The sequence below is a fragment of the Rhizobium mayense genome (assembly GCF_030272705.1).
Lineage (GTDB): Bacteria > Pseudomonadota > Alphaproteobacteria > Rhizobiales > Rhizobiaceae > Rhizobium > Rhizobium mayense.
Genome location: NZ_JARFYM010000011.1, coordinates 23,767 through 46,283, shown reverse-complemented (window position 1 = coordinate 46,283; position 22,517 = coordinate 23,767). Strand labels below are relative to the sequence as shown.

General features: G+C 60.5%; 17 protein-coding genes. 9 read left to right on the top strand and 8 right to left on the bottom strand.

Annotated elements, in window-relative coordinates:
- Nucleotides 1-13: 13 nt before the first annotated feature.
- From PY649_RS15805 to PY649_RS15785, 5 genes are all read left to right on the top strand, one after another.
- A complete protein-coding gene (locus PY649_RS15805; RefSeq protein WP_285869486.1) occupies nucleotides 14-1,018 on the top strand; it encodes an ABC transporter substrate-binding protein in 1,005 nt (334 codons plus the stop codon).
- Between the two features lie 16 nt (nucleotides 1,019-1,034).
- Complete coding sequence (locus PY649_RS15800) at nucleotides 1,035-2,837, top strand: ABC transporter permease (protein ID WP_285869484.1); 1,803 nt, start codon at nucleotides 1,035-1,037, stop codon at nucleotides 2,835-2,837.
- Complete coding sequence (locus tag PY649_RS15795) at nucleotides 2,834-3,877, top strand: ABC transporter ATP-binding protein (protein WP_285869482.1); 1,044 nt, start codon at nucleotides 2,834-2,836, stop codon at nucleotides 3,875-3,877. Before PY649_RS15800 ends, PY649_RS15795 begins: the two co-directional genes overlap by 4 nt.
- Before the next feature lie 302 nt (nucleotides 3,878-4,179).
- Nucleotides 4,180-4,935 (top strand): COG4280 domain-containing protein, encoded by a 756-nt coding sequence (locus PY649_RS15790; protein ID WP_285869481.1) that lies wholly within the window; start codon nucleotides 4,180-4,182, stop codon nucleotides 4,933-4,935.
- A complete protein-coding gene (locus tag PY649_RS15785; RefSeq protein WP_285869480.1) occupies nucleotides 4,932-5,138 on the top strand; it encodes a hypothetical protein in 207 nt (68 codons plus the stop codon). The genes PY649_RS15790 and PY649_RS15785 overlap by 4 nt, the downstream gene beginning before the upstream one ends.
- 60 nt (nucleotides 5,139-5,198) lie before the next feature.
- Here the strand turns inward: PY649_RS15785 and PY649_RS15780 are convergent, their stop codons facing one another.
- From PY649_RS15780 to PY649_RS15755, 6 genes are all read right to left on the bottom strand, one after another.
- Complete coding sequence (locus tag PY649_RS15780; RefSeq protein ID WP_285869479.1) at nucleotides 5,199-6,167, bottom strand: amidohydrolase family protein; 969 nt, start codon at nucleotides 6,165-6,167, stop codon at nucleotides 5,199-5,201.
- 30 nt (nucleotides 6,168-6,197) lie between these two features.
- Complete coding sequence (locus PY649_RS15775; RefSeq protein WP_285869478.1) at nucleotides 6,198-7,073, bottom strand: aldo/keto reductase; 876 nt, start codon at nucleotides 7,071-7,073, stop codon at nucleotides 6,198-6,200.
- Nucleotides 7,074-7,124: 51 nt separating this feature from the next.
- On the bottom strand, nucleotides 7,125-8,591 hold the full coding sequence (locus tag PY649_RS15770; protein ID WP_285869477.1) for a hypothetical protein: 1,467 nt from the start codon (nucleotides 8,589-8,591) through the stop codon (nucleotides 7,125-7,127).
- Nucleotides 8,592-8,630: 39 nt separating this feature from the next.
- Nucleotides 8,631-9,500, bottom strand: coding sequence for a carbohydrate ABC transporter permease (locus PY649_RS15765; protein WP_285869476.1), 870 nt, complete (start codon nucleotides 9,498-9,500; stop codon nucleotides 8,631-8,633).
- Between the two features lie 5 nt (nucleotides 9,501-9,505).
- Nucleotides 9,506-10,333: a carbohydrate ABC transporter permease gene (locus PY649_RS15760; protein ID WP_285869608.1), complete on the bottom strand. Its 828-nt coding sequence runs from the start codon at nucleotides 10,331-10,333 to the stop codon at nucleotides 9,506-9,508.
- A gap of 161 nt (nucleotides 10,334-10,494) precedes the next feature.
- On the bottom strand, nucleotides 10,495-11,844 hold the full coding sequence (locus PY649_RS15755) for an ABC transporter substrate-binding protein (RefSeq protein WP_285869475.1): 1,350 nt from the start codon (nucleotides 11,842-11,844) through the stop codon (nucleotides 10,495-10,497).
- 225 nt (nucleotides 11,845-12,069) lie between these two features.
- Between PY649_RS15755 and PY649_RS15750 the strand changes: the two genes are divergently transcribed.
- Nucleotides 12,070-14,268: an alpha-amylase family protein gene (locus tag PY649_RS15750; protein WP_285869474.1), complete on the top strand. Its 2,199-nt coding sequence runs from the start codon at nucleotides 12,070-12,072 to the stop codon at nucleotides 14,266-14,268.
- Nucleotides 14,269-14,446: 178 nt separating this feature from the next.
- Here PY649_RS15750 and PY649_RS15745 read toward each other — a convergent pair whose 3' ends face one another.
- Nucleotides 14,447-15,229, bottom strand: a complete 783-nt coding sequence (locus PY649_RS15745) for an IclR family transcriptional regulator (RefSeq protein ID WP_285869473.1) — start codon at nucleotides 15,227-15,229, stop codon at nucleotides 14,447-14,449.
- Nucleotides 15,230-15,749: 520 nt separating this feature from the next.
- Between PY649_RS15745 and PY649_RS15740 the strand changes: the two genes are divergently transcribed.
- Nucleotides 15,750-16,538 carry a transglutaminase domain-containing protein gene (locus PY649_RS15740; RefSeq protein ID WP_285869472.1) on the top strand — a complete coding sequence of 263 codons (789 nt, stop codon included), beginning with the start codon at nucleotides 15,750-15,752 and terminating at the stop codon, nucleotides 16,536-16,538.
- A 47-nt stretch (nucleotides 16,539-16,585) separates the two neighbouring features.
- Here the strand turns inward: PY649_RS15740 and PY649_RS15735 are convergent, their stop codons facing one another.
- Nucleotides 16,586-17,692 carry a LacI family DNA-binding transcriptional regulator gene (locus PY649_RS15735; RefSeq protein ID WP_285869471.1) on the bottom strand — a complete coding sequence of 369 codons (1,107 nt, stop codon included), beginning with the start codon at nucleotides 17,690-17,692 and terminating at the stop codon, nucleotides 16,586-16,588.
- Between the two features lie 239 nt (nucleotides 17,693-17,931).
- Between PY649_RS15735 and PY649_RS15730 the strand changes: the two genes are divergently transcribed.
- Both PY649_RS15730 and PY649_RS15725 read left to right on the top strand, forming a co-directional pair.
- Nucleotides 17,932-19,545, top strand: coding sequence for an ABC transporter substrate-binding protein (locus PY649_RS15730; protein ID WP_285869470.1), 1,614 nt, complete (start codon nucleotides 17,932-17,934; stop codon nucleotides 19,543-19,545).
- 175 nt (nucleotides 19,546-19,720) lie between these two features.
- Complete coding sequence (locus PY649_RS15725; protein WP_285869469.1) at nucleotides 19,721-22,303, top strand: hypothetical protein; 2,583 nt, start codon at nucleotides 19,721-19,723, stop codon at nucleotides 22,301-22,303.
- Nucleotides 22,304-22,517 lie beyond the last annotated feature (214 nt).

Here is a 22,517-nt window from a genome sequence, read left to right as displayed (position 1 = left end):
GTGGGAGAAAGAAATGCTTACTAAGACTATAGCTGGACTTGCGCTGAGCGTAGCGGTTATGTCAGTGGCCGCCCCGGCCTTTTCCGCAGACCTGGTGCTTTACGACGCACTCGACTTCAGCGGCAAGGTTGCCAAGGCATTCGAAGCCAAGACCGGCCTCAAGGTCGATGTCGTCGAGCCCGGCAGCACCGGCGAAGTGCTTGGCAAGATCGCCGCCGAAGGCAACAACCCGCAATTCGATATCGTATGGCTGGACGGCTCGGCCGTGATGGAACGCATGGCTGCGGATCACGTCCTGCAGCCGATCCCGGGCGATATCTATGACAAGGCCGCCTTCACCGATTTCGGCAAGTCGCTGATCCCGGCAAACCATGCCTTCCTGCCGACGGGCGCGAGCACGACGGCCTTGGAAGTGAACACCAAGAAAGTGGCTGCCGACAAGACGCCGAAATCCTGGGCCGATCTCGCACAATTTGCTGGCAAAGTCGCCGCCAAGGACCCGAACCTCTCAGGTCCGGCCTACCAGTGGCTCGCAGGATTCTTCCAGACGAACGGCACCGACGCCGGCAAGGATCTGCTCGGCAAGGTGCTGACCACGAAGTCGCTCTCGGGCCTTTCCAGCGGCGGCAAGGTCAATACCGCGGTGCTGACCGGCAATGCCTCTGTCGGCATCAACCAGGACAGTGCCATTTTCGCCAAGATCGCCAGTGGCGAACCGGTGATCGCCGTCTACCCGGCTGAGGGTTCGATTGCCTTGCCGCAGGGCCTCGGCATCAGCGCCAAGACGACGCATATGGATGCCGCCCGCAAGTTCATCGATTTCGTGACGAGCGCTGAAGGCCAGGCCGTCATGCAGGATGGCGACGATACCGACTTCTTCTTCATGCCCATCATTGCAGGCGTCAAGGCAAAGCCAGGCCGCCAGACGGAAGTCGCCTTCGTACACCTCGACGACAAGGTCGCTTCCGCGCATGAGACCGAATGGAAGCAGTGGTATAAGGATCATTTCGTCCCATGATCGAACGGAGCTCACGATGACCGTTCTGCATCATGAAGGAGCCGCGGCATTTGCCCGCGGCTCCAGCAGTAGACGCTTGTCGCCGAATGGATTGCTGCCTCTCCTTGGCCGCTTCGGCGGGCCATTTGCCATTTATGCCGTGTTCTTCCTGTTGATCGGGTTACCCCTGGCACTTGTGTTGATCCAGGCCGTAATGCCGCGGCTGTTCGACGTTCAGGCCGGCAGCACCGCTTTCAGTCTGGAGCCGCTGGCGCATGCCTTCTCCTCGCCGCGCATTCTTCAGTCGATCCTGAATTCATTGGAGCTGGCCGCAACTGTTGCCGTGACGACTACCGCCCTTGGCGGCGCCTTCGCGGTCCTCGTGCAGCGATGCAATGTGCCCCTGCGCGGCTTCATTGCCGTCGCGCCCTGGCTGGTGTTCCTGACGCCCTCCTATCTCAAGGCGCTGGCCTGGGTGCTGTTGATGTCCTCCGGCGGCTATCTGGCGCAGCTCGGCATTCTGCCCCAGGCGTGGAGCGAGGCTTTCTTTGGGCTGGAAGGCCTGGTCTTCGTCCACACGCTCGGCCTTTTCCCCTTGGCAAGCTTCATCATCGCCAGCGCGCTTGCCGGGCTCGGCAGCGAGCTCGAGGATGCGGCGCGGCTCTACGGCTCGTCTCCATTGAGGATTTGGCTGCGGATCAACGGCCCGCTGCTCGCGCCGGCCATCGCCCTCAGCATCATCGCCACCTTTGCGGAGGTGCTGTCGGATTTCGGCCTTGCCTCAACCATTGCCCGAACCTCGAACTTCGGCGTGCTGACCTACGGCATCTATTCCGCGACCAGCGATTATCCCGTCGACTTTGCTTCGGCAGGCGCCCAGGCGCTGATCCTGCTTGCTTTGGTTCTGCTTGTGGTGCTGGCCGACCGGATGCTTCGCCGTCGGGCCGATCCCCGTCTGATCTCCGGAAGAGCGCGGCCTGCTAACCGGTATGAGCTTGGTCTCTGGCGCTGGCCCACCACCATCGCAGCGCTCGCCGTCGTCTTCCTTGCGCTGATCCTGCCACTGATCGCGGTCGCCATACGGGCATTGAGCCAGACCCTCGGCCAGGGCCTGGACTGGAGCAACTTCACGCTGATCAACGTCCAGACGGCCTTGAGCCTCGGCACATCGGCAAACCAGGGTCTCCTGCGCAGCCTCGGTTACGCCGGCTTGACGGCGATCATCGCCAGCGGCATCGCCCTGCTCCTTTCAGCTAGGCTCGACCGCTCCAATTCGCTCATGCGCACGATCGCCGTCGGCCTATCGCTCGGCGCGGTGGCCATTCCCGGCATCGTGCTCGGCTTCGGCTATATTCTCGTCTGGAACCGCCTGCCCGGTTTTCGCGACTGGCCGTTCCCGCATTATGGCGACGGCTCGCTATTGGTCACCGGCTATGTCGCAGCCGCCTTGCCCTATTGTCTCGTCGTCATCCTTTCGGCCATCGGCCAGCTGGCACCAAGCCTCACAGACGCAGCGCGGCTGCAAGGCGCCGGCGCAATACGCCGACTGCTTGCCATCACCTTGCCGCTAGTCTTCCTGAGCGTTGTGACAGCCTTCCTCCTGACTTTCATCCGCACCGTTTTCGAGCTGCCGATGTCACAGATGCTTATTCCGCTCAGCGGCCCGGCTGCCCCAACTCTGATCCTGAGACTGTTCAGCCATGATCAAGACGGCCTCGCCTGCGCCATAGCTTTGTTGGCGATGACGGTTGCCGGTGGCGGCGCAGCTATAGCGTGGATGCTCGTGCGGCGCTTCATGCCGAATCGCAGCAGCATTACCAGAGGAGACAATGTAAAATGACCGCGTCGCTGGACTGCACTGGTATCTGCAAATCACTCGGCGATCGTCCCGTGCTCAACAATCTCGATCTGAAAATCGCCGCCGGCGAAGTCGTATCGTTGCTCGGCGCCAGTGGATCGGGAAAAACGACGCTACTGCGCATCATTGCCGGGCTGATCAATCCCGACAGCGGCATCGTCAAGTTCGACGATACCGTCGTCTGGAGCCGGCAATCTGTCGTGCCGCCGGAAAAGCGCCGTGTCGGCATGGTGTTTCAGGACTATGCGCTCTGGCCGCATATGACCGTAGCCCAGAACCTGTCCTTCGGGCTGCAATCACAACGCCTGTCCGAAACCGAAGTCGCTGGGCGGCTGGATCACGCCCTGGAGGTCACACGCCTCGCTGCCTATCGCAACCGCTATCCGGCGGAACTGTCCGGCGGCCAGCAGCAGCGCGTGGCCATCGCCCGTTGCCTTGCCGCCCGGCCGGCGCTGATGCTGTTCGACGAGCCGCTCAGCAACCTCGATGCCGCGCTGCGCGAGGACATGCGGGTCGAGATGATGGAGCTGGTGCGCCGCGAGGCCACCACGGTGATCTATGTCACCCACGACCAGGCCGAGGCCATGGCCGTCTCCGATCGCATCGCCGTCATGCGCTCCGGCGTCATCGCGCAGTTCGACACGCCGCAGGCGATCTATGAGGCCCCCGCCGACGCTTTCGTTGCCAGCTTTATCGGCGGCTTCTCGATCGTTCCGGGAGAGGCGCGCGACGGTCGTTTCAAGATCGAGAATGCTCCGATCGAAGCACTGCATACGGCAGGTGCCCAAAGCGGCAGCGCCCTCCTGGTCGTTCGGCCGGAAGATGCGCGGCCATCCGATGCCTATCCCTACAACCGGCTTCAAGGTATTGTCCAGTCCAGCGCTTTCCAGGGGCGCTGCTGGCGCTTGATGATCGATCTCGGGCCGCATCGCATCCGGCTCGACTGGCCGCAAGCCATGCCGACCGGCACGCCGCTGGTCTTCTCCTTGCCGCCCGAACGCTGCGTGGTACTTGCCGCCTAGAGCCGGATGATTTCAGGTCGAATCGACCTGAAATCTGAATCCGTCTCTAATCAAAAAAGTTAGAGCGGGATGTCGCCCGAAAACCGCGCACACTTTTCGGCATCCCGCTCTAAACCATCCCGCTTTCAGGTGGAATCAACTGAAAGCGGAAAAGATGCTCTAGATTCCAAAGGCTAGAGTGATTTTTGTGTGTTCAATGAACGTACGGCACTCTGGAGCATGATCTTATCCGAGAAGCATGAGCGGCTTTCGGATAAGATCATGCAAAATCAAAAACCTATCCTCTACTCGGGATTCATTGCATGAACAGTCTCACACCCATCATCTCCACCATAACGGCGTCCTTCCTCGGCTCCTTCGTCGAAGTCGTGGAAGCTTTCACCATCGTCCTCGCCGTCGGGGTCACGCGAAGCTGGCGTCCGGCGCTGACGGGCGCCGCCCTGGCGCTCGCCGTACTTGCCGCCCTCGTTCTGATCTTCGGACCGCTGCTGGCGCTGGTGCCGATCACCGTGCTGCAATTCGTCGTCGGCGTTCTCCTGATCCTTTTCGGCATGCGCTGGCTGCGCAAAGCCATTCTGCGCTCGCTCGGCGTCATAGCCCTGCACGACGAGGAAGCCGCCTTCTCCAAGGAGACGGCGGCGCTTCGGCAACAGTCCGAGGACCGGCGCGCCGACTATCTCGCCGGCCTTGCCTCCTTCAAGGCGGTGCTATTGGAGGGCGTCGAGGTGGTCTTCATCGTCATCGCCGTCGGCGGCGCCCATGGCCTGACGCTCTATGCCGGCCTCGGCGCCCTGGCCGCCTTCATCCTCGTCATGCTGATCGGCCTACTGGTCCATCGCCCCCTCGCGACCGTGCCCGAAAATACGCTGAAATTCGTCGTCGGCCTGATGTTGACCAGTTTCGGCATCTTCTGGACCGGTGAAGGCCTCGGCGCAGACTGGCCGGGCGCGGATCTTGCGCTTATCGCCATCTTCGCAATCGTTTCCCTGGTGTCTTTCGCCATCATCCGCAGCCTGCGCGGCTCCGTTGGCAATTCCACAGCAAAGGCAGCCCAATGAACGTTATCCGTATCGCCATATCCGAACTCATCGGCATGTTTGTCGACGACGGCAGTCTTGCGGCTTTCTCGTTGATACTGGTGATCGTCGTCGCCGGTGCGGTCAAGCTTCTCGCACTGCCGCCGCTCATCGGCGGTTTGCTGTTGCTACTGGGTTGCCTTGCAATTCTGGTGTACAGCGTTCGCCGCGCAGTGAAACGATGACGTAAATATTCCCCTGCAAACCATTGATTCGCAGGGGAATATCCGCAGGCTAGCGTTGTGTCAGTTACCGTCGCTTGCCGGAAGCGGCGGCAAGACATCGTCGAGCAGCTTCTCCGCGAAGGTGCCGAGGTTTCCTTTCCCGCCGGCTGCCAGCCAAGCGTGAACCATCCGCCCCGCGAGGGTCTGATTGACCGGCAGACCATTCGCCCAAAGCGTCGCCGGGAACGACCGTGCTCGCGTCTGCGGATCGAACGGCAAAACAAGCGGCGCGATGGCGGATGGCTGGCTGAAATAGAGCCTCGCCGCATTGCCGCCGCGGAAAGCAGCGCGCTCCACCGATGTTGGCGAGAGCCGCTCCACCCAGTCGATCGCCTCCGGCATGGTCTCCGTCCGCCAGAACATGACGGGAGCTTCCGAACCCCAGAGGATACGGCTCCATCCGGTCCGGGCGACCACGGCCTCCGCCCAGCTCAGAACGGCAGCGGCGGGAAATCCCCCATGCCGGGAGAAGACGACATGAAAGCGGGGATGGGCAAAGAGCGTCGCAGCCGGGCCATAAGCAAGAATCCGAGGATTGTCGACGCCGGCGAAATGTCCTCCGATCACGATCGCGTCGGGATTGCGTTCGAAATTGGCGAGCAGCGCCCGGGCGGATTGGTCGGCGGATGGCCGCCCGCAGACGATGGCGATCCGTCCTTCGGCGGCGAGAATATCGAGCAGCCATGGCCGCTCGATCATATCCTCATCCGTCAATCTAAGGCCGCTGAAGCCTGCCGCGAGCTGAGCGCGGACGGCGGCTTCCATCTCCGTCCGGTCGTTGCCGAGAGGCACGCCGAGGCCACGGAACTTGTCCGGCGACCGGCCGATCGCCGTGTGAATGGCGGCCAGGTCCGGGCTGCTGTCGAAGGAACAGAGCACAGCGCGGCCGATCCCCGCCCGTGCCATCACGCCCTCATAATCTTCGGCGCTCTGGAAACGCGGCATGCCGACATGGGAGTAAGCATCGATCAGCAAACGATTGTCGCTCATGGCTGGCTCGCTATCCGTCCCATGTCGCCGTCACTCCGCATCCTGCGCCCGATAGACATCGACGGTCATGCGGGGCAGTTGCGCAAAGTCGAAAGCTGGATGGAAATCGTTGACCAGTTTGACATTGAGATCGACCTCTTCCGGCCAGCGCATGCCGACAATGGCAGAGTGGACGCGGCTGTCCGACAGGACAAATTCGAGGCAGACCCGGAAAAGATCCTTGGCCTTCTGCCAGTCGGGCGCGAGGTAACGCGCGCCGCGCTGGAATATCCCGGAGGTCATGGTGCGCATGGTGACGACGCCGACATTCTCGGCCCTGGCCTCGTTGAGAATATGCCGCGCCGCCGATTGGTAGATGAAGTTATAGGCCAGCTGGAAGACATCGAATTCCCGGTGCTTCAGGAATTGCCGCGCCGTCCATGGCTCCTCCGCCGTCAGCCCTATGAAGCCGATCTCGCCCTTCTGCTGCAATTCCAGCAGCCCCTCGAGCGGGCCGCCATTGATGATGTGCTCGTACTCCTCCGCCGAGAACATTCCGCCGTGAAATTGCACGATATCGAGATGGTCAGTGTTCAGGCGCTTCAGGCTGTCGCGGACGCTGGCGATAACATCCGCCTTGCCGATACCATCCCAACGAACCTTGGTGGCCAGCACGCATTCGTCGCGGCGGTTCTTCATCACTTCACCGATCAGCCTCTCGCTGTTGCCATCGCCATAGGCGGGAGCCGTGTCGATATAATTGATGCCGAGATCAAGGGCGCGATTAACGGTGGCCATCGCCGATTTCCGCCCCTCCTCCGACCATGGGTCCCAATTGTTAGCGCGGTTGAGCCCGCCGAAGGGATATCCGCCAAGGGCGATCCGCGATACCTGCAAGCCCGTTCTGCCAAGAGCTATTTTCTGCATCGATCTCTCCAAAGTCATCTGCGAGGCTGTCGCCTCGAAATCCAGGCGCCGTCAGCCGAGTTCGGCGAGCGCAGCGCGAACGCCGGTCAAATTGTCGAGGCGCATCTCTGAATATTTTCGGCCGAGCACGACGCCTGCAGCACCGCCCTCAAAAGCGGCAAGTACGGCCGCCTTGACCCGCTCGGGCGTCGTCCGCGTCAAATCGGGTCCCAACGTCTCGTCGGCGTCGATCATGGCGGCATCGCCAAGCACCGGCCCTGGAATCTCGGCACCGTCGGGCTGACCGACCGGAATATCGACGTCGATGCCGGCATAGATGACGCAACGCCCCTCGCCGCCGACCAGCGCCCGCTTGGTTTCGCGCCGCACATAGTCCGCGGAAAAGCCGGTCTTCGGCAGGTCCCGATACGGTGCCTCGTCAAGGCCCAGCATCTTCAGCATCAACGGGTAGACCTGCTCCGGAGCGGCATCACCGAAGATCGTGCGGCTGATACCCGCAATGAAGGTATGGAACCGCGGGCCGGCGGCGTTGTCGTAAGTCGATATCTTCAGGAAATCGGCGATATGGCTGAGATCCGCATAATTCTGGCTGGCTCGATAGAACGGGCTGAAGGTAATGTTCTGCGGCATGTTCCAGCCGACCTTCATCTCCGGCCGATAGGCGCGCACGGTGCCGAAGATATCGCGATACATCTGGTGCTGCCCGTCAGCCCAGAGCGATTGCCAAGCAAGCAGCTCCGGATAGGTCAAGAGCAGCCGCCAGAAGGTGACGAAAGCGCCGTCCGAGGGAATGGCGCCGCGGGCGATATCGGCGTTCCAGAGAACAAGCTTGCGGTAACCTTCCTGCGCGCGCCGCCAGCTGATGCCCCGCTCGTCGCCGAGCGCTTTGCAGTGGCTGCAATAGCAGGTAACCAAGCCGAGGCCCTGCCGCGTCGGCTCCTGGATCAACCGATCGAGCGGGCTCGGGCGCTCCGACGACCACATGATCCCGTCGAGCTCATAGCTCTTGATGTAGTCCTCGATGATGCCGAGATGCCAGTTGCGGTAGTCGGGATTGTTGAAGCAGGGCCGTCGAGCCGGCTTGTTCCAGATATCGACTTCGAGGCATTTGAGAAAATTCGGATAGCTGCGCAGATGCCGGGCATGGCTGCTTTCGTCGACCATGGCGAAGCTTCGCATCCCCCGCCGCTTCGCCTCGGGAATGACGGTCTCCAGCATGTCCCAATCGGGATATTCGGGCGCCCGGCCCGCCGGTCCCAGGATGGTGTTGGCGTAATATTCTGGATGGACCTTGGCATAGTTGCCGCCACGCCAGTCGGATTCATATTCCCAAACGCCATGGTCGGGAAACGGCCGTCCAGGCTCCGCCCGGCCGCCGGTCGTACGGTCCCAGGTCGGGGTAGCAAGGAACAGCGTATTTACAGCCGCCCGCTCCTGCACGGTATCCAGCACCGTACCGACGCCTTCGTCCATGAACGACACGGCCCCGACCTGGATCGCCACCAAACGCTCAGTCATTGCCTTGCTCCATCATTGCTCTTGCCATGGCAAACCACCTCACCCTTTCAGACCCGTGGTCGCGATGCCTTCAACGAGGCGCTTCTGGAAAAGCAGGAAGACGAGGAAAACTGGCACCAGAGACAGAGTCGTCATGGCGAACATCGAGCCCCAGGAGGATTGCCCCGATGAATCGAGGAACTGCCGAAGACCGAGCGAAACCGTGTAGTTCTTCTCGGCATTCAAATAGAGAAACTGCGAGAAGAAGTCGTTCCACGTCCAGATGAAGGTGAAGATCGTGGTCGTCACCAGCGCCGGCATCATCAGCGGCAGGATGATCAGCGCGAAGATCTGGAAACGATTGCAGCCGTCGACCATTGCCGCCTGCTCGAGTTCCAACGGTATGCCGCGGATGAATTGCACCATCAGGAAGATGAAGAAGGCATCGACCGCGAAGAACTTCGGCACGATCAGCGGCAGGAAGGTGTTGATCCAGCCGAGCGAATTGAAAATGATGTATTGCGGCACGACCGTGACATGAAACGGCAGCATCAGGGTGCCGATCATCAGGGCAAAGAGAATGCCCTTGAAATGGAAATTGATGCGCGCGAAGGCGTAGGCCGCAAGCGAGCAGGAGAGGAGATTGCCGACGATCGCCCCCAGGCAGACGATGAAGGAATTGAGGAAAAAAGTCGAAAACGACGTACCGGTGCCGAGCGTCCAACCCTTGATATAATTGGAGAAATCCAGACTCGTCGGAATCGGATTGAGATTGGAGAAGATCTCCCCTTCCGGCTTGAAGGAACTGCCGATCATCCACAGCAACGGATAGAGCATCAGGAAGGCGCCGGCGATAAGCACGACGTGCAGCAGCCATCGCCAGTCCCTGCGTCTGCGCCTCGTCTTGATTGGGCCTGCAAGGCTTGCCATCGCGACTACCTCTCGTCCTCGTAGTGAACCCAGTATTTGCTGGAGAGAAATGCCAGCGCGGTGAAGGCGCCGATGATGATGAGCAGGACCCAGCCCATGGCCGATGCATAGCCCATCCGGAAATTTCCGAACCCCTGCAGGTAGAGGTAAAGCGTGTAGAACAGCGTCGAATCGAGCGGGCCGCCGGTGCCGCCGCTGACGATGAAGGCGGGCGTGAAGGCCTGGAACGAATTGATGATCTGCAGGATCAGATTGAAGAAGATCACTGGCGTCAGCATCGGCACGGTGATCATCCGGAACTGCTGCCAGCGGCCGGCGCCATCGACCACCGCGGCCTCATAGAGTTCCTTGGGAATCTGCTTCAGCCCCGCCAGAAAAATGATCATCGGCGAGCCGAACTGCCAGACATGCAGGATGATCAGGGTCCATAGCGCCGAATTCGGCGAAGACACCCAGCTCGCACCCTGGATGCCGAAAACCGCAAGGATCTGGGCGACAATGCCGTTCGGACCAAAAACCTGTCGCCAGAGAATGGCAATCGCCACGCTGCCGCCCAGCAGCGACGGCACGTAGTAGACCGCCCGATAGAGTCCCAGGCCCTTGATCTTGGCGTTCAGCAACATGGCGAGCGCCAGCGCGAAGGCGAGGTTCAACGGTACGGCAAAGGCGACATAGGTGAAGGTCACTCGAAGCGATGTCAGATAGCGGCTATCCATGGTGAACAGCCGGACGTAGTTCATCATCCCGATCCATTTCGGCGGGTTGAGCAGGTTGAAGTTGGTGAAGGAAAGATAGAGCGACACCAGCGTCGGGCCTGCCAGGAACAGCAGCATGCCGATGACCCAGGGTGCGAGAAAGAGATAGCCCCAGCTATTGTCACCGAGCTGCTTTCGGCGCCGGCGCGGACGATCCTTTGAAGGAGATGAGGTCAGCGCTGCAGGCGGCCCTTTGTGCCGTGCCGCCTGCATACCTGTTTGACGTTGGGAGGACGACATCAGTTCAAAATGATCCCGGCTTCATCGAAGAACTTGGTGGCGGTGTCGGCGACATTGCTCTGGCCGAATGCAATCGCTTGATGGGAGCGCTGCATCAGGTCCTGAACCTGCCCTCCCGTCGTCGGCCAGGTGACGCCGGGGGCGGCAGAGTGATCCTGGGTATATTTGATCACATCGGCCATGCTCTGCTCTATCGGCGAGACGGCGGGCAGGATCGATGCAGCAACCTTCGCCGATAACGGCACGCCGCGTGCCATCAGCTGGATCTTTGCGGCATCGGGATCGTTGGTGATGAAATTCAGGAAGTCGACCGCCAGATCCTTCTGCTTCGAGGCCGCGTTGACGAAGACCTGCATGCTGGCATTGATGAACGCGCCGAAGGTCGGGCCGGAGAGCGCCTTGCTGTTGATGCCGTTCGGGACGACGGCGCAAACGAGCTTGTTCTTGGTCAGCGCCTGCAGCGATGATGCTATCGAGCTGTTTACAGGATACATCGCCGCCTTGCCGGTGATGATCGGCGATGTCTCGTAGCCGCCTTCGGCCGCTGTGATTTCGGCAGGCGGCACGCCGCCCGCTTTGCGCAGGTCGTCCCAGAAGGTGAACCACTCCGCCAGTTCAGCCTGTTCGAAACCGAGCTGGCCATCTGGGGTGAACGTCGACTTGCCGCGCTGGCGCAGGAAGAATTCGAACGGGTAGAGCGAGCGTGTTCCGGCTGGCGCCCAGATGTCGGCGGAACCGTAGATCTTGCCGCCGCTCGCCTTGTTGATCGCCTTGGCCTTCTCCGCATATTGATCCCAGGTCCAGTCCGGGCCGGGCAAGGCGACATTGGCGTCCTGAAAGGCTTTCGTGTCGAGGAAGAAGCAGCCGCAGGCCAGACCCCAGGGGATGCTATAGAGCTTGCCGCCGACCTTGACGGTTTCAACAACACTCTTATTGGCGTCGGCGAGATTAATCTTTCCGCTGGCTATGTCGTCGTCCAATCGCAGCAAACGGCCCGACGCGATCAGCGCCTCGCGATTGTCGGAAATCTGCATGATGTCCGGAGCGTTGCCGCCGGCAAACTGCGTGGAAATCTTATCCTGATAGCCGATGAGCCCGCCATATTGCGCATCCATTTTCAGACCGGGATGCTTGGATTCGAACAGCTTCAGCAACTTTAACGTCTTCTGGTGCCGGTCATCAGACCCCCACCAGGCGACCAGCATTTCGGCCGCTCCCTGGGCGCGGGCGATCTCGGGCAGCAGCCCGCTTCCGGCAAGCATCGCGGCGCCGATCAGCAGGCTGCGTCGACTGAGTTCGCTGCTTTCTGCAAATCTCGCCAAATCGTCTGCGGTCTTGTTCTTGGCCATGATAGCGGGTCCCCTCCTCTGGGCCGTTCAGGGTCTAGGCGCCGTCTCCTCCCGCCGCCCAGCGCTGAATGCATGGGACTCTTTGATCACATTCCCGGACCGGTATCGAATGGTTTACGGTTGCTTTTCCGCATCGTGGAATTCTCATGTAAAGGCTGACGACTAGCTCCGGATTTCCCCTAGTTTGGCGACGCAGATCAACCGAGACAAGAGTGAGCGATATCCATGGCATTGGAACCCTGGTACAAGACGACACTGCGCTGGGCCCAGACGAATCTCGTCGAAATCGACCCGGCGCGCTATGACGAGCAATGGTGGCGGGAGCATTGGCGCAAGACGCGCATCCAGGGTGTAATCATCAATGCAGGCGGCATCGTCGCCTATTACCCCTCAGAATTTCCGCTGCATCACCGTGCCGAAACGCTCGGCGAACGCGATCTCTATGGCGAGATCGTCAAGGCGGCCCGTCAGGAAGGGCTGAAAGTCATCGCTCGCATGGATTCGAACCGCGTGGCCGAGGACTTCTACCGCGCCCATCCGGACTGGATCTGCATCGACATCGACGGCAAACCCTATCGCCAGGCCGACAAATACGTCACCTGCATCAACTCGCCCTATTACAGCGAGTACCTCCCAAAAATCATGGAGGAAATCATTGCCCGCAGCCAGCCCGACGGCTTCGCCGACAACAGTTGGGCGGGCATTCCGCGCAAGAACATCTGCTATTGCCAGCACTGCGCCAAGCAATTCCGGGAATGGTCAACCGTCGAGTTGCCGCGCCGCCATGACTGGACGGACGAGAGCTATCGCCTCTGGATTCGCTGGAACTTCAAGCGGCGCACCGATCTTTGGGAGTTCAACAACAAGGTGACCACCAAGGCCGGCGGCAAGGATTGCGCCTGGATGGGCATGATCAGCGGCGACGTTTTGAACAACAACAACCGCTTCATCGACCTGCCTTCGATCCTCTCTCGCAGCCCGATCGTGATGCTCGACCACCAGCGCCGCAACACCATCGGCGGCTTCGAGGACAATACCGAAGTCGGCAAGCGGCTGCACGAAGTCGGCGGCTGGGACAAGCTCATTCCGGAAAGCACGCCGCAATATCAACTCGGCTCTCCCGCCTTCCGGCTCGCCAGCATGCCGCCGGCCGAAGTGCGCCTCTGGTCGTCCTCCGGTTTCGCCGGCGGCATCCAGCCGTGGTGGCACCATATCGGCTCGCTTCACGAGGACCGACGCCAATACAACACCGCCGAACCGATCTTCACCTGGCATGAGGCCAATCAGGACATCCTCGTCAACCGCAAACCGCAGGCCGATGTCGGTGTCGTCTGGTCGCAGGACAACCACAATTTCCACGGCCAGGACCAGGCCAACGATCGCACGATGAATCCCTATCGCGGCACAACACGGGCGTTGGACAGGGCGGGCATCACCTATTTGCCGGTCCATGCCGACGACATTGGCAAGGCGGCTGGTCGCTTCAGCGTCCTGATCCTGCCGAACCTCGCGGCAATGTCGGACACTCAGGTCGCCGCCGTCGAAGCCTTCGCCGCTCAAGGCGGGTCGGTTATTGCCTCATCGGACACCAGCCTCTACGGCGAATATGGCGACAAGCGCGCCGATTTTGCCCTGGCGAAACTCTTCGGCGTCCATGCCAAAGGTGGCAGCCGTGGCGCTCAAGAGGCGGCCAATCCTGATATCGAGACCAGCTTACGCCACACCTACCTGCGTCTTTCCCCGGAACTTCGTGCCAAGGTGCACGGGCCGAAGGACAAGACCGCACCGGCCGCCGATGGCAGCCGCCACCCTGTGCTTGACGGGCTGGACGGAACCGACACCCTGCCCTTCGGCGGCTATCTGCCTGTTGTCGGCGTCGACGACGACGTGAAAGTGCTGGCGACCTTCATCCCGGATTTCCCGATCTATCCGCCGGAGACATCCTGGATGCGCCAGCCTTATTCGGACGTGCCGGCCATCACCGTGCGCGAGACGGCCAACGGCGGCAAATTCGTCTGGTTCGTCGCTGACCTCGACCGCTGCTATGCGCGCGACGAACAGTTCGAACATGCCAAATTGATCGCCAATGCCGCCCGCTGGATGCTCGGCGACCGCTCCCTTCTTAGCCTCGAAGGAACGCATGGCTTCGTCACGGCAACGCTGTACCGCCAGGATAGCCGGCAGATCATCCATCTCAACAACCGCATCCTGACCTCGCGCGTGCCTGGCCGGCAAAACGAACTGTTGCCCATCGGCCCGGTCACCGTCCGGTTGCGAAAGGAACCCGGCGCCGGCAATTCCGCTGACGTATCCTTGCGGGTGAACGGACGAAACGTGGCGGCGAAGTCCGAAGGCAACGAACTCGTCATCGAGGTCGGCGACGTACTCGATCATGAAGTCGTCGTGGTCGATTGGGGTCGATAATCACAGAATCAGTCCTCTCTCCCCGCAATGGGGAGAGACCCCCGGCACGCATGCGCGGCAACGACGACGGGTGGTGCCTGACGATCGGTAAATTATTGATTGGAAAAGAATTTTCATTCTCCCTGGTGGGAGAAGCGCCCCTCTCCCCTGGCGGGGAGAGGGGTTATCGACGCACGCCCTACCCTGGCATGGCCCCACCCAACGCCATCGTCAGTTCCTGCGCCGTTTCGGCCACCAGCCGCCCGAGTGCCGGAACACGCTCCATCGGAATGCGTGACGGCAGCCCCGACACGGAAATCGCGCAAACACTTTCGCCCTGGTAATTGTAGACGGCCGCTGCGACGCAACGCAGCCCGGTGACGAACTCTTCGTCGTCGATGGCGTAGCCGTTTTCGCGAATGGTTTCGAGCTGGGACTCCAGCGCGGGACGGCGTATCAGCGTGTTCGCGGTGAAGCGGCGCAGGCCCGAGCGCGAGAGGACAGCCGTGACGTCGTCGTGTGAATAGGACGCAAGAATAGCCTTGCCCATGCCCGAAGCCGGCATCGGCACGCGACCGCCGATGCGGTTGATGGCACGAGCGATTTCGCGGCTTTCGACCTGGTTGATCAACACCACTTCGCCATCCTCGACAACGCCGAGATTGGCCGTCTCATGCGTCTGGTCGCGCAGGCGGCGCAGAAACGGCAAGGCCGGCGCCACGAAGCTGCGCTGGCGGGCGAAAGCCGAACCGATGGCAAAGGTCTGGCGGCCGATATGCCAGAGCCGGTCCGTCGGGTTGAACTGGATGAACTGGCGCTGCTCGAGAGTCGTCAAAATACGGTGCACCGTCGATGGCGCAAGGCCGGTGCGGCTGACGAGATCGGTCAGCCGGTTGCCTTCGTCGTCCTCTCCCAGGACTTCCAGCAACATCATAGCTCGCTCGACGGATTGAACGCGACCGTGAAGATCCTTCTCCTCCATGAATGCTACCACTCCCTTTTCGACCGAATGCATCCGGGCACGATCACAGGCTTACGCTCGTCCTAAGATGGCCGAGCGCCTGCAACATCCCCATCGATTGAAATATCCTCCCGAATGACGGCTTGGCCTGACATTCGTCTCAGCCTTTCGGACCACGCGAATGCGGTCATCAACCAAGTCGTCATGTGGCGATGGTAGCGCTACCGTATCTGATCGTCAACGGCAATATTTTCATTCGCGGAGGCAGGACCAGAGACTTTGGGAGGCCATCTCAGCGAAAAAATCCGGTCTTGTGTAGCAAGTGCCACCAGTGCCCGGTGTCGGACTCAAGCGGTCATAGCGCCTCACGAATGTCATGCGACAATTTGCGACTTTCAGGGTGAAGGTCGAGTTTGGTTGGACCGGATGAGGAGATTATCAAAGAGATTTGAGCGAGGTGCCGGCTCGAGCCGCTAGCGACCTTGCTGATGACGCAAAAATCGACGCAGTATGTCCTCCAATCAGTGCGATGGAGAGACACATGGAAGGCATCGATCGCTGGATTCCGCATAGCGCTATGACCGATCCAGGTCGTCATGCCAATGCAATCGCTGCGCTACCGAGCGAAGTTGGCGCTCTAATCCAAATCATTCAAGGCGTCTTGATTCATTCTGATTGGGTAAGGGAGTACGGCCTTGACGAGACGAAGCTCAATTCGACGGCGCGAACGACTCTGCCGATCGCGGAGCGATTGAACGACGTCTTAAGTCGGGATCCACGGCCTCTCAGCATCCAGCGGTCGGCCGATAAGCGCTCTGTAGGAACCTGCCGCGACTACGCTATGATGCTCTGCTCCTTTCTGCGCTGCAAAGGTGTTCCCGCCCGTATGCGCTGTGGTTTTGCAGCTTATTTCTCCAATGCCTGGGAAGATCACTGGGTATGCGAATACTGGGACTCTAGCGCTGGAGAATGGTGCCTGTGCGATCCCCAAATCGATCAGATGCTGCGGCAGAGGAGCCAAATCTCGTTCGATCCGGCCAACGTTCCACGCCAGTCCTTTATGTCGGCGGGGGAGGCATGGCTGGAATGCCGGCGAGCGAGAGCAGACCCAACTTCCTTCGGCCATGGCAACGTTACTGGTCTGTGGTTCGTGAAAATCAACGTGCTGCGCGACCATTATGTGCTGAGCGGGCGCGAGACCTCGAGTTGGGACCGCTGGCGTGACGCGCCTCAGCCCAAACGCGCGGTGACGGGCAGTGAATTGGAGTTACTGGACGCCTTAGCCGCAAATCCCGAGCAACCGCTGGTGGAGATTGCGCCAGACTGGTAGTGGCATTTGCTACCGAATACCGGAAAAATTAGACGGAAAACCCGATATCACCACGTTCCCCTGACGGGATTTCGGGCGAGACCTCCATGGCGGTCGGTGCTGCCGCGCTTCATGACCTGGAAACCGAGATCGACGATCTTCGGGCCGTCCTCATCGCCCTCCAACCGGCGGCGCAAGGCCAACACGGCCTCGTGGCCGGATTCCCAGCGCGGGCTGCGCACGCTGCTCAGCGACGGATGCGCCGCTTCCATGATGTCGAAGTCGTTGAAGCCGGCAATGCCGAAGTCCTCGGGCACACGAATGCCACGCTGCATGCATTCGAACAAGACACCGAGCGCCATGCTGTCATTGTTGCAGAAGACGGCATCCATACGCGGATCTGCTTCCAGAAGGCCACTCAACAGCTTGCGGGCGCCGAGCGGGGTGGCGAAGCTCATTTTCTTCTCGTCTTTGTGTTCGTGCACCGGCTGGCCTGTAATAATCGGTGTGATCAGCTTCGGATTGTACATGCCGGCTTCCTTCAGCGTGTCCGTCAGTCCGGCGAGACGCCCGAGGGAACGGCTGTTCATCCAGCCGCTCAGGAAGCCGATATGGCGATAGCCGGCCTCGATGAGATGGCGCCCAATCGCCCGACCAGCCTCGTAGTGGGAAAAACCAATTACCGTGTCGATCGGATCGTCCGTCAGATCCATGATCTGGATAACGGGGCATCCGGCCTTCTCCAGCATGGTGCGCGATCCGGCGTTCTGATCAGTGCCGGAGATGATCAAGCCGGCCGGCTTCTGCCGCAGCATCTGCCCGATAAGGCGCTCCTCCTCATCCTCATTGTAATGGGTGTTGCCCACTTGTATCTGAAGATTGGTGCCGTCGACGCCGTCATAAACCCCTCTCAGAACATCGGAGAAGATATTCTGGGTCAACGAGGGAACAAGGACGCCGACGACATCGGTGCGGATCGAAGCCAGAGCGCGGGCATTCAAATTTGGAACGTAGTTCAGTTCGCGAACGGCGTCGTCGATCATCCGCCTCAGGGCCTCCGAGACCTGAGTGGGATCGCGCAGTGCCCGTGAAACGGTAATGGCCCCGACCCCGGCGCGGCGTGCCACGTCGGCGATTGTAGGACGACCGTCGGTCCGGCGACTTCTCAAATTCATTCCCCCGAATGCATGCTGCAGGTCCCCTGGTACCCGCTCGATAGCTGATCGTAAGACACGCCGGCCCGTGTTCAAAGCCGGTTTATGAAATTCGCCACAGGCATTCGAAATGCGCTTGACGACCCCATTTGGTAGCGCTACCGTACTTGGGCGTTGCTCGTCAACTCGCCTAAACTAATAAAAAATCAATAAAATTTGTGGGGAAGAGATGCGACGCCTCGATATAGGAGGATTCGAGCGTGACATTGACAAGACGTACCTTTATGGGCCGTTCCGCCGCCGTTATCGCCGGTGCCGGTCTGGCTGCCAATTTCTCAATGCCGGCAGCAGCACAGAATAGCACGGAACTCAGATTGGCCTTTGCCGCCCGCGGGCTGCGCACCATCGACCCGGCCTTTTCAATTCAGGGCGCCGACGAATGGGCGATCATCCACATTTTCGACCAGCTCATAGACGTGCCTCTAGGTCATTTCCCCAACAGCATGGATGAGGTTCAGCCAAATCTCGCCGAGAGCTGGACCATGTCGCCGGATGCCAAGACCTGGACGTTCAAGCTGCGACAGGGCGTCAAGTGGCACAAGGGCTATGGCGAGATGACCTCGGACGACGTGCTCTTCACGTTCGAACGTCTGCGCGATCCCAAGCAGCTCGCCGCCAACCATGTTCTCTTCAACAATATCGCCGATGTAAAAGCAGATGGCCCCTATCAGGTCACCTTCACGCTCAGCCAGCCCGATCCGCTGTTCCTCGTTGGTCCTCTCGGTCATTTCTCGTCCAGCATCGTGCCGCGCAAGGCGGTGACGGAAAAGGGCAAGAATTTCGAGAAGGACCCGGTCGGCACCGGTCCGTACCAGTTGGTGAGCGTCGAAAGCGACCCTTCGCAGGGCGTGAAGCTGACGGCCAATCCGGACTATTTTGGTCCGGCACCGCTCACGAAGGACATGCATATCCTTTATATCGCCGACACCACGGCGCGCACGCTGGCGCTGTTTTCCGGTGACGTTCACATGATCGAAGGCGTGCGCGCGCCCGGCTGGGTGGCATCCATCCAGCAGCGCGGCGCTGGATATCATTATGACGTCGCCTCGCCGGGCAGCATCTTTACGGTCTCCTTCAACCTGAAGGTAAAACCCTTCGACGATCCACGCGTTCGCCAGGCCATGGCCTATCTGATCAATCGCGACGAGATCGCGGCAGCGCTCGCCCCCGTCGGATTGCGGACCTACGGCATCAACCCGCCGTCCTATCTCGGCGGCTTTGCCGCCGACACCATCCCGGCCGAAGTGCGTTACGACTACAGCCCCGACAAGGCGAAGAAGCTGCTTGCCGATGCCGGCCTGCCGAAAGGCTTCACCTTCAAGGCCGATACCTCGCAGCGCGAGGATTATCAGTCGATCATGCTGATCATCCAGCAGCAGCTGCGCGTCGGCGGCATCGAGATGCAGCTCAATATCAAGGACCATACTGCGTTCCATGCCGATCAGGGCAAGGACACCAACACGCTCTACCAGCGTTCCGCCGCCTATCCGCCGGTGCCGACGCTCGCCATCATCGAGCAGTTGAGCAAGGACGCCGAGGTCAAGGCGGACGGCTCCGGCGGCCCGAATTTCAGCCACTATGGCGTCGTCATCCCGGGGATCGACGATATGCTGGCGAAGGCGCAGGACGAGCCCGACATCAACAAGCGCATCGATCTGGTGCACGAGATCGAGGTCAAGTTCCTGAAAGACATGCCGTTGCTGCCGATTTGCGACAACGGCTACATGCTGGTCCGCGCCCCGAATGTCGATCTCGGCTACGAACTCAAGTCAGGCTACGCCCATTGGCGCCTGACGAAGACGAAGATTACCTGACGGCAAACTGGCGGGGGGCGCTGACCCGTCCTCCGTCGCGACCAAAAGTTACGACGCCCGGGAGCATCGCTTTCGAGCGAATGGGTTTTCGCGCCTATGCGACCCGACACGACCGGACCATAGGCCTCTTGTCCGCGCTGCGGAGCTTAGTCTTATTTCGCGAGGAATTCTTCATATGGGCATTTTTTCGACCATCACGATCGTCCTGCCCGACCGTGACGATGCATCCCGGTCCGACGCCGTTCGCTGGGCGGCGGCGGAATTGAAGCGGGCGCTGGACAAACGCGATGTCGAGACAACGATCGCGCAAACCGCAGGGCCAGGGTTCAATATCGAGATTGCGAGCGGTGCCCAGAGTTTCCCACCACAGATTTCCGCGCCTCGTCCTGAGAAAGAGGAATCCTTCGCGCTCCACCGCGAAGAGGACCGGATCCTAGCCTGGGGATCGGACGAGCGCGGCCTTGTCTATGCTCTGACGGAACTGGCGGACCGCGTGCGCTATGCCGGCGGAGAAGATCTGTTCGCCGGCACCTTCCCGCTCGTCGAGCGGCCCTCGGCGCGGGTGCGCAGCATGGCGCGGCTGTTCTGCAGCGAGGAAGAGGACAAGGTCTGGTTCTACGACAAGCAGCAATGGCGCGACTATCTGACCATGCTTGCCTCGAACCGCTTCAACCGCTTCGCCCTGACGCTCGGCATGGGCTACAACTATCCCTACCACAACCCGTGGATATCCGACGTCTATTTCTATTTCCCCTACCCGTTCCTGCTGCAGGTTCCGGGCTACAAGGTTGATGTCGTCGAACTTTCCGAGGAAGAGCGCGACACCAATCTGGAGATGCTGAAATTTGTCGCCCGTGAGGCGGCGAAACGCGGGCTGGAATTCCAACTCGCGCTCTGGACGCAGCGTTATGATTTCGACGACGTGCCACGTGCCAACTATACCGTCCGCGGCGTCACCAACGACAATCTCGCGCCTTATTGCCGAGATGCATTGACGCTGCTCCTGAAGGAAGTGCCCGAGATTACCGGCCTGACCTTCCGCGTCCATGTCGAAGGCGGCATTGCCGAGGGCGATTACGGTTTCTGGCGCGAGGCTTTCGCGGGTGTCGCCGCCGCCGGCCGGCCTGTCGAGATCGACATGCACGGCAAGGGGCTAGATCACGAGATGCTGGAGATCGCGCGCCGATCCGGCATGCCCTTCACCGCTTCTCCGAAATACCTCGCAGAGCACATGGGCCCGCCCTACCACCAGTCCGCCATCCGCAACAAGGAATATCCGCCTGAGGTGGCACGCAGCGAGCGCGAGCAACTGAGCGAAGGCTCGCGCAAATTCCTGCGCTATAGCTACGGCGATCTCCTGACCAAGGACAAGGACTACAAGGTCATCTACCGCATCTGGGCCGGCACGCAGCGCGTATTGCTTTGGGGCGATCCGGCCTTTGCCGCTGGCTACGGCCGCAGCTCGATGTTTGCCGGCTCCGACGGAGTGGAATGGTGCGAACCACAGAGCTTCAAGGGGCGCATGGGCACCGGCATCCCAGGCACCCGCTTCAACTACCAGAAGCACGGCATGCCGACCCGCTACGACTGGCAGAAATACGACTATCAATATCGTGTCTGGGGCCGCCTGCTCTATTATCCGGAGGCACCGCGCGAAAGCTGGATGCGCTATCTCCAGCATGAATGCGGCGATGCGGCTGAAATCTGCGAACAGGGTCTCTCCTGGGCAAGCCGCGTGTTGCCGCTTGTCAGCCTGACGCACGGCCCCTCCGCGTCCAACAACCATTATTGGCCGGAAGTCTATACCAACATGCCGCTGATCGAAGGGACCGGACAGCGCGCCTATGGTTTCGACATGGAAGGGCCAGTGCGCTTCGGCAATGCTCCGACCTTCGACTCCTCCCTCTTCGCCAATCCGCGCGAATATGCCGAACTGCTGCTCGCTGGCAGGGAGTCGCACCGCTATACGCCGCTTGATGTTGCCGACTGGCTGGAAAAGATGGCCGATGGTTGCGATCAGGCCGTACTCGACGCCAAGAAGACTGCGAGCTTCGGCAAGCCTGCCGTGCAACGGATGATCGTCGATATTCAGATCTGCGGGGGGATTGCCCGTTTCTTCGCCGAAAAATTCCGCGCCTCCTGCTGGGCAGAGCTGTTCATCGCCACCAAGGTGTCGAAACTGATCGAGCCTGTGATCGACCATGCCCGCCGCTCGGTCATGGCCTGGCAGACGGCGGCTGACGTTTCGCGTGACCTCTATCACGACGATCTGACCTATGGCCCGCAATCGTGGCTGCGTGGTTCCTGGCACGCTCGCCTGCCGGAAATCCAGGCGGAAATTCTCGATCTGGAATCGCTCCGTGGCGGCGGCAAGACGGAATCCGTGCAGCCAACGGCCGAGATACAGGCAGTAATCGATGCCCTGGTCAGCCGTAAGCCGGTATTGACGCAAGCTCTGAATATCGAAGCTCCGGTGGCCTTCAAGCCTGGCAATTCATTCACGGTCCGCATGACGGATGCGGTGGACGAGGCGCCGGTGCTGCACTATCGTCATATCAATCAGGCGGAGCGCTGGAAGGCGATGACGATGACACGCGATGGACAGGGTTACGCAGCCGTCGTCCCAGGCGACTACACGAACTCCAAATTTCATCTGCAATATTTCATCAGCGCCAAGAGAGATGGCCGCGCCGTGCTGTCGCCGGGGCTGGAGGACAACCTCGCGAATGAACCCTATTGCACGGCATTGCAGATCTAGGAGCCTATTCGAAACATCGGGGTGACTCGTGACTGCCCCGATGCCTGGAGCGCCATGCGTTCATTCGAACGCGCAAAGGCCCGCTCTAGCTGTTTGAATCGACAGCATCTTTTCTGCCTACTGGTGATTTCACCTGAAGGCGGGACGCACGAGCCGTTTTGAGACCATCGATGGAGACGGAGGGAGCCGTTTCCTATCGACAGGGTGGAGGAGT